Origin of the sequence: Mesorhizobium sp. B1-1-7, from assembly GCF_006442705.1 — a bacterium.
In the GTDB taxonomy this organism is placed as follows: domain Bacteria; phylum Pseudomonadota; class Alphaproteobacteria; order Rhizobiales; family Rhizobiaceae; genus Mesorhizobium; species Mesorhizobium opportunistum.
Genome location: NZ_VFWQ01000011.1, coordinates 223,243 through 236,485, shown reverse-complemented (window position 1 = coordinate 236,485; position 13,243 = coordinate 223,243). Strand labels below are relative to the sequence as shown.

Annotated in this window: 12 protein-coding genes; 4 read left to right on the top strand and 8 right to left on the bottom strand. The window is 61.0% G+C overall.

What is annotated here, in order from left to right; genetic code table 11:
* Positions 1–45: 45 nt before the first annotated feature.
* From FJ978_RS20730 to FJ978_RS20720, 3 genes are all read right to left on the bottom strand, one after another.
* On the bottom strand, positions 46–1,473 hold the full coding sequence (locus tag FJ978_RS20730) for an amidase (RefSeq protein ID WP_140573584.1): 1,428 nt from the start codon (positions 1,471–1,473) through the stop codon (positions 46–48).
* 110 nt (positions 1,474–1,583) lie between these two features.
* Positions 1,584–2,618: an extracellular solute-binding protein gene (locus FJ978_RS20725; protein ID WP_140573582.1), complete on the bottom strand. Its 1,035-nt coding sequence runs from the start codon at positions 2,616–2,618 to the stop codon at positions 1,584–1,586.
* Between the two features lie 404 nt (positions 2,619–3,022).
* On the bottom strand, positions 3,023–3,946 hold the full coding sequence (locus tag FJ978_RS20720; RefSeq protein ID WP_013895741.1) for a hypothetical protein: 924 nt from the start codon (positions 3,944–3,946) through the stop codon (positions 3,023–3,025).
* Between the two features lie 249 nt (positions 3,947–4,195).
* Here FJ978_RS20720 and glf point away from each other — a divergent pair, with 249 nt between their 5' ends.
* The 3 genes from glf to FJ978_RS20700 all read left to right on the top strand — a co-directional run bounded on the left by glf (position 4,196) and on the right by FJ978_RS20700 (position 8,558).
* The gene (gene glf, locus FJ978_RS20715) at positions 4,196–5,380 is read left to right on the top strand and encodes a UDP-galactopyranose mutase (protein WP_140573580.1); all 1,185 of its coding nucleotides are present in this window, start codon (positions 4,196–4,198) and stop codon (positions 5,378–5,380) included.
* Between the two features lie 601 nt (positions 5,381–5,981).
* On the top strand, positions 5,982–6,755 hold the full coding sequence (locus FJ978_RS20705) for an NAD kinase (RefSeq protein WP_041164248.1): 774 nt from the start codon (positions 5,982–5,984) through the stop codon (positions 6,753–6,755).
* Between the two features lie 192 nt (positions 6,756–6,947).
* On the top strand, positions 6,948–8,558 hold the full coding sequence (locus FJ978_RS20700; RefSeq protein ID WP_181176793.1) for a DEAD/DEAH box helicase: 1,611 nt from the start codon (positions 6,948–6,950) through the stop codon (positions 8,556–8,558).
* Between the two features lie 84 nt (positions 8,559–8,642).
* Here FJ978_RS20700 and FJ978_RS20695 read toward each other — a convergent pair whose 3' ends face one another.
* From FJ978_RS20695 to FJ978_RS20680, 4 genes are all read right to left on the bottom strand, one after another.
* Positions 8,643–9,248 (bottom strand): hypothetical protein, encoded by a 606-nt coding sequence (locus FJ978_RS20695; protein ID WP_140573574.1) that lies wholly within the window; start codon positions 9,246–9,248, stop codon positions 8,643–8,645.
* 240 nt (positions 9,249–9,488) lie between these two features.
* Positions 9,489–10,139, bottom strand: coding sequence for an OmpA family protein (locus FJ978_RS20690; protein WP_013895746.1), 651 nt, complete (start codon positions 10,137–10,139; stop codon positions 9,489–9,491).
* Between the two features lie 154 nt (positions 10,140–10,293).
* Positions 10,294–10,662, bottom strand: a complete 369-nt coding sequence (locus FJ978_RS20685) for a GFA family protein (protein ID WP_140573572.1) — start codon at positions 10,660–10,662, stop codon at positions 10,294–10,296.
* A 106-nt stretch (positions 10,663–10,768) separates the two neighbouring features.
* Positions 10,769–11,659 carry a LysR family transcriptional regulator gene (locus tag FJ978_RS20680; protein ID WP_140573570.1) on the bottom strand — a complete coding sequence of 297 codons (891 nt, stop codon included), beginning with the start codon at positions 11,657–11,659 and terminating at the stop codon, positions 10,769–10,771.
* Positions 11,660–11,763: 104 nt separating this feature from the next.
* Between FJ978_RS20680 and FJ978_RS20675 the strand changes: the two genes are divergently transcribed.
* Complete coding sequence (locus FJ978_RS20675; RefSeq protein WP_140573568.1) at positions 11,764–12,633, top strand: NmrA/HSCARG family protein; 870 nt, start codon at positions 11,764–11,766, stop codon at positions 12,631–12,633.
* A gap of 76 nt (positions 12,634–12,709) precedes the next feature.
* Here the strand turns inward: FJ978_RS20675 and FJ978_RS20670 are convergent, their stop codons facing one another.
* On the bottom strand, positions 12,710–13,087 hold the full coding sequence (locus FJ978_RS20670) for a hypothetical protein (RefSeq protein ID WP_140573566.1): 378 nt from the start codon (positions 13,085–13,087) through the stop codon (positions 12,710–12,712).
* Between the last annotated feature and the right edge of the window lie 156 nt (positions 13,088–13,243).

Genomic DNA, 13,243 nt, shown 5'->3' with positions numbered 1-13,243 from the left:
GCGGAATATCCCGCCCCTTAGTACTTCGCTCGCTCCAGAGATCACTCAGAGCGAAGGGCGTTTCCCGGCGTCTCCATACCATTGCCCCCGGGCCGTTTCATAGGCCAGCCCAGCCCGGAAGACATCGGCATCGCTATAGGTACGGCCGACGATCTGGATGCCCGTCGGCACGCCGCTGGCCGCATGGCCTGAAGGTATGGTCAGAACCGGGCAGCGACTCATCATGTTGAACGGCGTCGTCATCACCCAGCCGAGCGACGGGTTCACCTCTTTGCCATTGATCTCGACCCTGTCCCTGGTCTGGTCGAACTCCGCCGGCACCGCCGGAAGCGCGTTGGTCGGGCAGATCAGCACGTCATAGGTCTCCAGCAGTGGACCCAGCGTCTGGTACATCCTGGCCGCCACATCGAGCGTTGCGACAAAATCCGTCGCCTTGGATTTTTGTCCATCCTCGGCGAACTGCCGGGCATAGCTGGTCATGTCCTTGCCGTGCTTCCCGAGCAGTTGCGACAGCGATGCGCCGAAAAGATGCTCCAGGTAGGCCATGCCGGCCTTGAGCACATCATCCCCCCAGCGCAGATCGACCTCTTCGACCGTAGCGCCGAGCGAGCGGAACACGTCGCAGGCGGCAAGAGTGTTCTTGCGCACGTCAGGGTCGACTTCAAAGGAGCCGAGATCCATGGAAAAGGCTATCCTCCAACCCTTGATCGGCTTGTAGTCGAGCGGCAGACGCAGCTTCGGGCGCAGCGTGGCGATATCGAGCGGGCTCGGTCCGGCCATGACGTTCTGCAGCAGGATCGCATCCCTGACGTTTCGTGCCAGCGGACCGGTGTGGCAATAGAAGTCGAGATTGAACGGCGGCTCGTCCGGATTGCGCCCGTAAGGCGGCTTGAAGCCGACGAGGCCGCAGGCCGAGGCCGGAATGCGGATCGATCCGGCAATGTCCGAGCCGGTTGCGATCGACGACGTACCGGAGGCAAGCGTGGCCGCCGAACCGCCGGACGAACCGCCCGGCGTGAAGTCGCGGTTCCACGGGTTGCGGGTGACGCCCCAGCGCTTCGACCAGGTGTAGCCTGCACAGCTGAACTCGGGCGTCGCCGTGCGGGCATGGACGATGCCGCCAGCCTTGATGACGCGCTCGTTCATCGTCGAGGTGTGGCCGCCAATGGCGTCCTTCGACAGCAGCGAGCCGTGCGATGTCGGCTTGCCCTTGATGTAGCTCTCGTCCTTGATGCCGATCGGCAGGCCCTCGAGCGCGCCGGTGCGGGCGTCCTTGGCATATTTCGCCTCGGCCTTGGCCGCCAGCCCCATCGCTTCCTCGAAATGCGTGAAGGTGAGGCAGTTGATCGCCGATTTGGTGGCTTCGGCACGGCGGATCGTGGCGCGCATCAATTCGACGGGCGACAGTTTCTTCGCCTTGAACAGTCGCAGTGCCTCATGGGCCGGCATGTAGCAAAGGTCGAGATCGGACATCGGAAATCTCCCCGCGATCGCGAGACCGCACTGGCATCAAGGTCGGATATGAGGGTGGCCGGACCGCGCGCTGCGGTCCGGTGGCTGTTCGTCGGGTTCGGCCGGCGGCGCTACTTCTGCAGGTCTGTCCAGATTTTCGTGTAGAGCGCCTGCACATCCGATGGGCAGGCCGGCATGAACTGGCCCTTGGCGGCGAATTCGGCCGGAACATTGACCTCGGGTGCGTTTTTCATGTCGTCAGGCATGAAGGCTTCCGAACCTTTTATGCCGTTCGCGTAGCGCGCGAAGGCCGAGATCATAGCAGCGTTCTTCGGGTCCATGATGAAATTCTGGAAGAGCTTGGCATTCTCGACATTCTTGGCGTCCTTGAGCACGGCGACATTGTCCATCCAGATCGGAAAGCCTTCCTTGGGATAGCCGTAGACGATCTTGTCGTTCTGCAGTCTCTGCCGCAGCGAAATGCCGTTCCAGTTGACACCGGCGGCGATGTCGCCCCTGCCCAGGCCGTCGACGGCCGCGTAGTCGAGCGAAAGCCATTTCGCCTTGGCCTCGACCAGCTTGTCGTGGACCTTCTTCAGCACCTGCATGTCGTTGGTGCAGTACTGGCCGCCTTCATAGGCGATAGCGAGGAACATGATGTCCCCCATTTCGGGGACGACGTTGATCTTGCCGACCAGCTCGGGCGGCGGATCGAGGAAGAGCGCCGAGGTGTTGGGGTCGCCGGTATAGACCGACTTGTTCACCGAAATGCCTGTCGTGCCCCACTGCCACGGAACGGTGTATTTGCGACCCGGATCGAAGGGAACGTCTACCCATCTGGGATCGACGTTCTTGAAATTCTCCATCTTGCTGGGATCGGTTTCGAGCAGCAGACCTTCGCTGATCCAGATCGGCACGACGCTGGCCGAGGGCACCACGATGTCGTAGCCGGAAGCGCCCTGGCGGACCTTGGCCAATGCGGTGTCGTTGGAATCGTAGTCGGTGACGGTGACCTTGACCTTGTAGGTCTCCTCGAATTTCTTGATCAGGTCCGGGTTGGTGTAATTGCCCCAGTTGTAGATGTTGAGTTCGCCATCGGCGCGGGCGATGCCGGTTACCGCGAGCAGCGACAGCCCGACGGTTGCCGCGGTCAATTTCCAGTTCATGCGAGTGCTCCCATTGTTGGGACCGGCAGCGTATCGCCTCAGGTCCATTTCCTGCTGATGAACAAGCCTGATGACGCCTTCGCCCCAATTGCGGGCCGGATGGCCGTCACGATATTCCCCTTTTCGCGGCCATTCACCGGCGCATGCCGGCTGGCCAACTCTTAACGCCAGGAATAATTATAACTAACCATACAGTCAATATGTTTTCACAAGCTTTGCCACGCGGCCGACTTCATCGGCGTGCGCGGCCGCTGCCTTCCCGAGCGATTTCCAAAGGGACGTCAGCGACTGGTTGAAGGACGGCCCGGCTTACCTGGTGAGACCATGCAAGGCCCCGGCAGGCGCAGCCACGAAGTCCACGACCCGACAGACCTTGCCTGGACGCTCGACGGCGATGCCAACCTTCAGGTTGTTACGGGTGGAAGCGAGATCGTATAGCGCGGTGGTGTCGACGCCTTCCGGCCTCTCCTCCACTGCTTAAACCGATCTCTCAGGCGGATTGGAGGCTTCTCGTAGATCGGAGGAGCAAGGCCAGCGAGTTCGTAATAGCCATCGAGGATGTTGGTACGCAGCAATTGGCGTTCCTGCGGATAGAAGCTGAAATGCGCCACGATCAGGTCACCAAATATCTTGCCCGGCCGGTCCAGTCTGGTGGGCAAGGTCGCCGAAAGCCACTCCTCCTCATCGCCCGACGGCGGATGGAAACTCTCTCCCAGGCCGACAATATCCGATCCGAAAAAGCCGAGTGCGTTGATCGAAAAGCGCGATAGCCTGATCTCCCTGTCCGGCACGCGGAAGTCATCAAGCCGGTTGGCGCGGACGGCCTCGATGAAGACCGGATGAAGCGCCTGTGGAAAGCTGGCATGAGCCCACGAGAATTCGCATGACGCCTGGCAAGTCAGCGGCCCGTCCACCAGGACCCTGGAAAGCTGCTTGATAAGTGAATTGCAGATGGCGTTGTTGATGATCAGCGGCGCGTACCAGATGGCCGATCCTCTCTCGGCCATGACCCTCGTCATGAACTTTTGAAAGAAGCCATCCTCGACAAAAACCACATCGTCGTCGAGGCGCAGGTAGAAAGCCTCGGCGTCGTCGCAAAAACGATAGAAGTCGCCGATGACGTTAAACCCGCCATCGGCGTGTGGAAGTTTCTTGATCCGGCATCGCGGGTCGGAGGCGGCCAGCCGTTGAAGGTAGGCGCGGTCGGCTTCATTGCGGCAATTGTCCCACAGGTGCCATTCGTGCACGTCGGGGCTTTTCAAAACGTGATGGCTGAGCAAGCGAAGATATTTCTCGCGCCCTGCCGGAGTCACAACGATCAGCTTCATGAAACGTACAATCCTGTGATGGCGATGGTTTACTCGGCCGATTGACCAAAGAGGACAAATCAGGTGGTCGAATACTGAAGTTTCTTTCAGGCTACAACAAAGCTGATGTAGCTTGCCAAAAAATATTTCTGTCCATTCGGACTGCCACCTCGTGTTCCAAACACTTCAACCCCATGTCGTTTTTCGCTTGTGTCGTGAGCGGCAGCAGCCAATAAGGCACGGACTTCAAACGCTGGATGGATCGGCCGAATGGACAAGAACCTGCTGAGCAAAGCCGACATCCTGATCGTCGGCGCGGGATTCTACGGCGCGACGCTGGCGGAGCGTATCGCCACCCAACTCGGCCGGCGGGTGCTGGTGATCGATCGGCGCACGCATATCGGCGGCAATGCCTATACCGAGCAGGATCCCGTCACCGGCGTCGAAATCCATCGTTACGGGCCGCATCTGTTTCACACTTCCAACGAGGAGGTCTGGAACTATCTGCAGGGTTTCACCGGCTTCACGTCCTATCGCCATCGCGCATTCTCGACCTATCGCGACAAGGTCTATCCGCTGCCGATCAACCTCGCCGCGATCTGCCAGTTCTTCGGCAAGCGGCTGAGCCCGGACGAGGCACGCGGCATGATCGCCGAGCAGGCAGCCGAGCTTGGCGATCGCCCGCCGGCCAATCTCGAGGAGAAGGCGATCTCCCTTGTCGGCCGTCCCCTCTATGAAGCCTTCATCAAGGGCTACACCGCCAAGCAATGGCAGACGGACCCGCGCGAACTGCCGGCGCAGATCATCGCGCGCCTGCCGGTCCGCTACACGTTCGAGGACGGCTATTTCAATGACCGTTTCCAGGGCCAGCCCGTGGATGGCTACACCGCGGTCTTCGAAAAGATGCTTGCACACGACCTCATCGAAACACGGCTTGGCGTCGACTTCTTCGACATCAAGCCTCTGCTGCCGAAGGACCTGCCGGTCGTCTATACCGGCCCGATCGACCGCTATTTCGACTATTGCGAGGGCGAACTCGGCTGGCGGACCATCGATATCGATCTGGAGGTGGTGAACACACCGGATCATCAGGGCACGGCGATCATGAACTATGCCGACGAAGCCGTGCCCTACACCCGCGTGGTCGAATTCCGGCATTTCAATCCGGAACGCCAGCACGGAAGCGACAAGACACTCATCGGCCGCGAGTATTCCCGTTTCGCCGGCCGCGCCGACGAACCCTACTATCCAATCGACACACGCAAGGACCAAGCGATCTTCCGCCGTTACCTCGAAAGGGCGGCGGCCGAGAAAAACCTGCATCTGGGGGGACGGCTGGGCACCTACCGGTATCTCGACATGCACCAGGCGATCGGCGCGGCCCTCAAGGCCTTCGAAACCGTCTTTGCCCCCCATTTCACAGGCAAGCTCGATTCACTTCCGCGATCGGCATGATTTCACGATCGCAACGACTTCACGGTCGGAAATGACTTCACGATCGGAATGAAGGGCCGTACGGCTTACAGCTCCGCCCTTTGCGGGCAAGGCATTCCGGCGGCATCACCACAGCGAGATGCGGTGGGCACTGGTCTGTTGCTCATTTCTTCCGACTGGCGAACCAGCGCGGCGAAGACCAGCGCAAAGCTTCCCAGGATGACAAAAACGATGATCAGGCGTGCTACCGGCAATATGTCGGCCTCGTCTGGTTGGCGCGCACATCCCCGAACATCAGGATATTCTCGAGGGATCATGCACACAGATCAAAAGTGCCGCAGCGTCCTTTTGATGTCCCGAAGGATCCGGCAATGCTGCGGGCGCCCCACGCCACCCATGCCGGCTAACATGATCGATCCAGCTTTACGAGAGGTTACGCCCGGCCTTAACCATCACATTCGTTGGTGCCTTGACATCAACCGCGACCGGCCGGCCTCGGCAGGCCGCGGCGCGATCGCTTTGCCGGCCGACACAACGGCTCTCTTTGCAGACCTGCCCGCCCCATGCTACCCCGGCGCTGGCGCGGTCGGAACTGCCGCCAATCGGTCGCGATCGGGAAGCCATGAGCACAGCCGCCAACAGCATCGCCTTCGTCTCGTCCGACACAGCAGACGCCAAGGCGGCGCTGGAAAGCCTGTCGGCGCGCTATGGCCAATGTCCAGTCGCGGATGCGGGGGTTGTCGTGGCCCTGGGCGGCGACGGCTTCCTGCTGCAGACCTTGCGCGACACGATGGGGACGGGAAAGAAGGTCTACGGCATGAACCGTGGCACCATCGGGTTCCTGATGAACGAGTACCGTTCCGGCGGGCTCACCGAGCGCATCGCGGCAGCGGTCGCCGAAACGATCCGCCCGCTGGAGATGCTGGCCGTCACCTCGGAAGGCGAAACGGTCTCGGCTCTGGCGATCAACGAAGTGGCGCTGTGGCGCCAATCCTATCAGACGGCCAAGATTCGCATCAGCATCGATGATCAGATACGGCTTGAAGAGTTGAATTGCGATGGCGTCATGATCGCGACGCCGGCCGGATCCACGGCCTACAATCTCTCCGCGCACGGCCCGATCCTGCCGCTCGACGCACCGCTTCTGGCGCTGACCCCGGTCAGCCCGTTCCGTCCGCGCCGCTGGCGCGGTGCATTGCTCTCCAACAAGGCGACCGTGCGCTTCGACATTCTGGAGCCGGAAAAGCGGCCGGTGAACGCCGCCGCCGACCATACGGAAGTCAAGGCGGTGACCACCGTGACGGTGCGGGAGTCGCCGACGGCGACGGCGACCTTGCTGTTCGATCCCAACCACTCCTGGAACGAGCGCATCCTGGCCGAACAGTTCCGGTATTGAGCCGGTACAGACACAAGCAGCCGGATTAAGCATCGCGATTAAGGTTACGACTTCACAATCGCGCCAATCCCACCCGTTTCTGTTGACAAATCGCGGGCTTGCGCCTAATCGCAATACCAATCTTGCAGGCGCGTGGCGCTTGCCGCGACGAACAACGTTGCGCTTCCCCGAACCAGCCAAAGACAGCAACACTTGTCCTCAGACACCACGACCGCTCAAGAAGCGTTGACCTTTTCAGACCTCGGCCTGTCGCCGAAGGTGCTTTCCGCAGTTACCGATGCCGGCTACACGCAGCCGACTCCGATCCAGGCCGGCGCCATTCCGCACGCCTTGCTCGGCAAGGACGTGCTGGGCATTGCCCAGACCGGCACCGGCAAGACGGCTTCCTTCGTGCTGCCGATGCTGACCCGGCTGGAAAAGGGCCGCGCGCGTGCCCGAATGCCGCGCACACTGATCCTGGAACCGACGCGTGAGCTTGCCGCGCAGGTTGAGGAAAACTTCATCAAGTACGGCAAGAATCACAAGCTCAACATCGCGCTCCTGATCGGCGGCGTGTCGTTCGACGAACAGGACAAGAAGCTGGAGCGTGGCGCCGACGTGCTGATCGCGACGCCCGGCCGCCTGCTCGACCACCGCGAGCGCGGCAAGCTCTTGCTCAACGGCGTCGAAATCCTCGTCATCGACGAGGCCGACCGCATGCTCGACATGGGCTTTATCCCCGATATCGAACGCATCTGCGAGATGATCCCGTTCACCCGGCAGACGCTGTTCTTCTCGGCGACGATGCCGCCGGAAATCACCAAGCTTACCGAAAAATTCCTGCACGCGCCGGTGCGTGTCGAGGTCTCCAAGGCCGCGTCGGCCGCAACCAACATCATCCAGCGGCTGGTCAAGTCGGGCTCGAAACCCTGGGACAAGCGCGAGACGCTGCGCAACCTGATCAAGGCTGAAGATGCCGAGCTGAAGAACGCCATCATCTTCTGCAACCGCAAGGTCGAGGTGTCGGAACTGTTCCGCTCGCTGCTGAAGTATGATTTCGACGCCGGTGCGCTGCATGGCGACATGGACCAGCGCGCCCGCATGCAGATGCTGGCCAATTTCCGCGATGGCAAGCTGCGCTACCTCGTCGCTTCGGACGTTGCCGCGCGCGGCCTCGACATCCCCGATGTCAGCCACGTCTTCAACTATGACGTCCCGATCCATGCCGAGGACTATGTCCACCGCATCGGCCGTACCGGCCGCGCCGGGCGCTCGGGCAAGTCCTTCACCATCGCGACCAAATCCGACACCAAGTATATCGACGCCATCGAGCGGCTGATCGGCACCAAGATCGAGTGGCATGACGGCGATCTGTCGACGGTGGTCGCCAGCGAAGGCGAGGACGACGCGCCGCGCCGTGGCAAAGGCGCACCGCGCCGTGCCGGCCGCAAAGATGACGACCGTAAGGACAGGGGCGAGCGCAAGGACGGGGGCGAGCGCAAGAAGAGCGGCGAACGTCGCGCCAGACACAGCGAGGAAGACGCGCCGGCCGTGGTTGCCCAGCAGCACGAGCAGTCCGACGCAGCAGAGACGCCGGTCGCCGACGTTGTCGAACGGCGCGCGCGCAAGGATGCAATCCGTTCGGAAAACACCGAGCGTAAATCCTCCGATCGCAATGAGCGCGCACCGGAGCGCGGTGATACAAGGCCGCAGCGCGGCGACAACAACCGCCCTGGCCGTCAACGCCACCAGGAAGACAACGACGCCACCGTCGGCTTCGGCGACGACATGCCGGCCTTCATGCGGATCGTCGCCAAGGTCTGATTCCCGGGCGGGCAAGCCAGCGATCCGGCTTGCCCTCGGTAGACGCACCGATGGATATCGACAAGCCTCGGCTTGGTGTGCCTGCTACATCGGGCCCGGCATCATCTTGGTCGGTTTCTCCAGCATCGGAAACTCGGCCTTGTTGCATTTCACCTTCGGGTTCGTCGGACTGAACATGCCGTTCGGATTGTCGTTCAGCCAGGCGTGAAGGTCGTAGTGGACGAATTCCCTCGGGATGAGCGGATAGTGCCCCTCCATCGGACCCATGAAGGTCTGGCCAAACAGCTTCGGCGGCGCTTTGACGTCCGGCGTCAGCGGCACCAGCCATTCCACACCGACCAACTTCAGGCCTTTCTTGGTCGGCTCGTAGATCAGGACGTTGGGCTTCATCGGGTCGAGTTTCTGGCCGACACTCGGGACATTGACGAAATGGATGCCCATGGCGCCCTTCGGGTAATCCATCGAGCCCGCTATCTTTTCTCCGCTGTAGTAGACGCAGCCGACCGTCGACAGATAGAGGTCGCGGACGGCGGCGGTGTAGTCTTCATATTTGGCGAGCGATTTTTTCAAGGCATCGATGTCGGCCTTGTTGGCGTCCTCGGCCCTCGCCGCGGCGAGGCCCAGCCATAAAGTTGCAATGCCTGTCAAAGCAAGGACGCCGCAGCGCCCAAGGGTAGCTGTTCTTGTCATGCATTCCTCCCAGACTTCTGATCTGGCCGTGCAAGACCGAGGCGGAAAAATGCTGATTGCGCGGCCGATTGTACCGCCTCATCCCCTCCGGAACAGCGAGGATGATATTCCTTTCCATGGTCGCGGGAAAGAAATTTATTAGAAATCGCTAAAATAGAGCGCGCACTTAGACAAAACGGCTCCGCGTGGGAGCCGTTTTGTTTTGGCTTGCCGAACAGGTCGGGGCGCTTGCCGGACAGATCAGGTGAGCGGCGAAAGCTGTATTTCGACGCGGCGGTTCTGGGCGCGGCCCTCGGACGTCGCATTGGAGGCGACCGGACGCGTCTTGCCGAAGCCGGTGACGGCGAAGCGGCGCTGATCGACGCCTTGGCCGGCCAGATAATTGGCGACCGCCAGCGCACGACGCTGGGATAGATCGAAATTGTGCTGATCGCCACCGGTCGAATCGGTGTGGCCGAAAACGTCGACCGTGGTCTGCTTGAACTTCTTCAGCACCAGCGCAACCGAGTTCAGCACCTGGTAGAAGCCCGGCTTCACCGCATCCTGATCCGAATTGAAGGTGATGTCGGACGGCATGTTGAGGATGATCTGGTCGCCGCTGCGGGTGACGCTGACGCCAGTGCCCTCGAGCTGCCGACGCAACTCCGCTTCGTTCTGATCCATCGTGGCGCCGATAGCGCCGCCGGCCAGCGCGCCGATGCCGGCGCCGATCAGCGCATTGCGACGGTCATTGCCGCCGGCAAGCAGACCGAGGCTGGCACCCGCCAAGGCACCAAGACCGGCACCCGCGGCCGTGTTGGAAATCTTCTGGTCGCCCGTATATGGATCCGTAGTGGTGCAGGCGCTCACGAGCAAAGCCGTCGCCACGACGACGAGCACGGTCTTCTTCATAGATGGTCCCTCTCCAAGTCGCGCCTTTTCGACGGCGCCAAATCAGCCCTTGCCGCGACTTGTACCATGAAATGCGGCGAAAAGCGGAACGGGAAAAATCGCCTGCAACGGCTTTTTCCCCGGAGCCGGTCGGGTAACGAACCGTGTTGGCTGGCTACCAGAGATTCTTGCCGTCAATGACCACCACTTCGACCTTGTCGAGATCGAAATCATCGAACAGCCGTGAATTGACGCTGATCTTCGGATTGTCAAAATCCGGCTCGCCGGCGGACCAGTCCGGTGTTTCGGTGAAAGTGCCGCAGCCGCAGATGGCGCAAAACCCATGTTTTACGGTTTTCGATCCCCACTGATAGAAGGAAACCTTGTTCGGCGGCGTGATGAGCTTGAACTGCGAGGGGATGTAGTAGGCCCACAGCGAACCGCGCTTCGAGCAGAACGAACAGGTGCATTGCGTCACCGTTTGTGGGGCCTGCGAGACCTCGAACATTGTCGCCTTGCAGTGGCAGCTTCCCTTGATGGTCATGAAACATCACCTCTCCGTTGGCCGCCGCCCCTGCAACAGGGCACCATAAAGAAGCGATGCTGACAACTGTCCGTCAGCAGGCTACGGCTGAAGGCAACCTCGGCCTTCACCTGCCAATATAGGCGGCCAGTTCGTCCGGCGTCCCATTTGGGAAAGCCTGTTTCAGGAAGTCCAAGAACGCCGATACGCGCGCACTGAGCAGCCGCCGAGATGGGTAGAGCGCCCATAGAGAGATCTCGGGGCCGTCGATATCTCCCCAATTCACCAATGTGCCGTCAGCCAAGTCGTGGGTCACCAATGAAATGGGAAGCCGTCCCGCACCGACGCCGGCTCGCACCGCGTCCCGGACCATGATGAGCGTTGACAGCGTGAGGACAGGCTCGACTGTAATCGTCGAGCGGCCAGCTTGTGTCTTCACGTGCCATGTTTGCCGATCGCCTGGGCCGCGGGCAACGCTAGGAGCGGCGAGTCCATCTGTCGTGCGAGGAAGGCCGGGGCTTGCCACCACGACCAGACGGTCGCGCAGAAACGCCCGTCCGACCAGGCTTTCGTCGGGATCTGGATTGACTCGAATTGCCAGGTCATAACCTTCCTCGATCATGTCCACATACCGATCCTCGGTCGTGACCTCCAGCCTAACCTCCGGATACTTAACGGCAAATCCCGCGGCTATCCTGCCCATTGCGGTCTGAGAAAAATGGAGAGGTGCACTGATCCGTAATCTGCCCTTGGGTCTCTGACCGCCCGAGGCAATCGCCGCCGCCGTCTCGTCCAGTTCGGCAAGCAACGTCCCCGTTCGCTCGAAGAGGGCCCGTCCTTCCTCGGTCAGCTTCAAGTCACGCGCGCCCCGTTCAAACAGGCGCAGATCAAGACTGCTTTCCAACTCTCCAACGCGCCGGGACAGCGTTGCCTTGGGCCGGCCGGTGGCCCTTGCCGCCTTGCCGAAGCCAGCATGGCGGGCAACGAGATTGAAATCCGCGAGGGCAAGAAGATCCATGGCGTGTTCCACCAGTGAGACGATGCGTCTAAATTTTCCGCCTGTTTGGCGCTTTGTGAGCCACACATATGGGAGGCGTCAAGCACCCCAACAGGAGAAATTTCATGGCCATTCTCGTTACCGGCGCCACGGGCAACATTGGGCGCCAAGTCGTCGACCAACTCGTCAAGCGCAACGCCGATGTTCGTGCCCTCGTCCGCGATCCGTCGAAAGCCAGCTTCCCGGCAGGCGTATCCGTCGTGCAAGGCGACTTTCTCGATGTCGATTCGCTGCGCAAAGCCATGTCTGGAGTTTCCACTCTGTTCCTCTTGAACGCCGTGGTACCGGACGAGTTCACCCAAGCTTTGGTCGCGCTGAACGTCGCCCGATCGGCCGGCATCGAGCGGATCGTCTATCTGTCGGTGATCCACGCTGACGTCTACGTGAACGTGCCGCACTTCGCCGGCAAGTTCGGGGTCGAACGGATGATCGAGCAGATGGACTTCAAGGCCACGATCTTGCGCCCGGCCTACTTCATCCAGAACGATCTGATGGTCGAAGACACCATCACCGGCTACGGCACCTACCCAATGCCGATCGGCGCGAAGGGTCTTGCCATGATCGACGCCCGTGATATCGCCGAGATCGCCGCCCTTGAACTGCTGCGCCGCGAACAGTCCGCGGAGCCACTTGCGATCGAACGGATCAACCTCGTCGGTCCGCAGACACTGACAGGAACGGATATCGCCGCAATCTGGTCAGACGTGCTCGCCCGTCCGATCAACTATAGCGGCGACAACACAGAGGGCTTCGAGCAAAACCTCAAGCAGTTCCTGCCCGCCTGGATGGCCTACGACATGCGCTTGATGGGCGAGCGCTTCTTCACCGACGGGATGCTGCCGGAAGCCGGCGACGTCGAGCGCCTGACCGCGCTTCTGGGCCGCCCACTGCGCCCATATCGCGACTTCGCCTCAGCAGTCGCGGCCTCCGCATGAGGCAACAACGTCACAGGCCAGCCATCTCAGCAAGGTTGTGGAACGATGGCTGGTCTTCCGATGCATTTGTCACAACCTAAAAAGAGCGCGGCGGGACGAACAGGCAGATCGTCCTGCCGGCATCGAGACCGCCTTGATGAGCGCACCAGTGAAACTCGCCGTCAGGGCTGTCCTTGATGCGCTTGTCTGTCATTGGAACGACCTCGCCGGTGCCGGCGATCACATAGCCTTCGGGTTTCTCCAGTACTTCCCCGGTGTGTGCGGCACGACAATCATAGTTGGCACAGCAAGCGAATGGATAACTCCAGCCTTGCGGCTTTGCCGCCGTGGGCTTGGCGTCATGGGCAAAGGCAGCTGGCGTAAGCATCGCGAGCGCACCGATGGCGAGCAGGGAAAACATAAGTCGGCCAGCCGGCTGAACGGCTCTGGCCGATCGGAATGTGGCAGCAGACATGGAAACGTTCCTTTCAAACGAGCATCAAGCGTTTCGCTTGCCCGTTCCCGGAACGTGTCTTCCCAGTGGCCGGATCGTCAGGTCGCAGATATGCCGCGTCCGGCCATAAATGCTTTTTCTCTCCCAGCCTTTGGATGCTGGGCTGATTCCCTGGTA

Bases quoted from the DNA above. Each gene is read 5' to 3' on its own strand.
- FJ978_RS20730 (WP_140573584.1), bottom strand. From the start codon at position 1,473: ATGTCCGATCTCGACCTTTGCTACATGCCGGCCCATGAGGCACTGCGA.
- FJ978_RS20725 (WP_140573582.1), bottom strand. From the start codon at position 2,618: ATGAACTGGAAATTGACCGCGGCAACCGTCGGGCTGTCGCTGCTCGCG.
- FJ978_RS20720 (WP_013895741.1), bottom strand. From the start codon at position 3,946: ATGAAGCTGATCGTTGTGACTCCGGCAGGGCGCGAGAAATATCTTCGC.
- glf (WP_140573580.1), top strand. From the start codon at position 4,196: ATGGACAAGAACCTGCTGAGCAAAGCCGACATCCTGATCGTCGGCGCG.
- FJ978_RS20705 (WP_041164248.1), top strand. From the start codon at position 5,982: ATGAGCACAGCCGCCAACAGCATCGCCTTCGTCTCGTCCGACACAGCA.
- FJ978_RS20695 (WP_140573574.1), bottom strand. From the start codon at position 9,248: ATGACAAGAACAGCTACCCTTGGGCGCTGCGGCGTCCTTGCTTTGACA.
- FJ978_RS20690 (WP_013895746.1), bottom strand. From the start codon at position 10,139: ATGAAGAAGACCGTGCTCGTCGTCGTGGCGACGGCTTTGCTCGTGAGC.
- FJ978_RS20685 (WP_140573572.1), bottom strand. From the start codon at position 10,662: ATGACCATCAAGGGAAGCTGCCACTGCAAGGCGACAATGTTCGAGGTC.
- FJ978_RS20680 (WP_140573570.1), bottom strand. From the start codon at position 11,659: ATGGATCTTCTTGCCCTCGCGGATTTCAATCTCGTTGCCCGCCATGCT.
- FJ978_RS20675 (WP_140573568.1), top strand. From the start codon at position 11,764: ATGGCCATTCTCGTTACCGGCGCCACGGGCAACATTGGGCGCCAAGTC.
- FJ978_RS20670 (WP_140573566.1), bottom strand. From the start codon at position 13,087: ATGTCTGCTGCCACATTCCGATCGGCCAGAGCCGTTCAGCCGGCTGGC.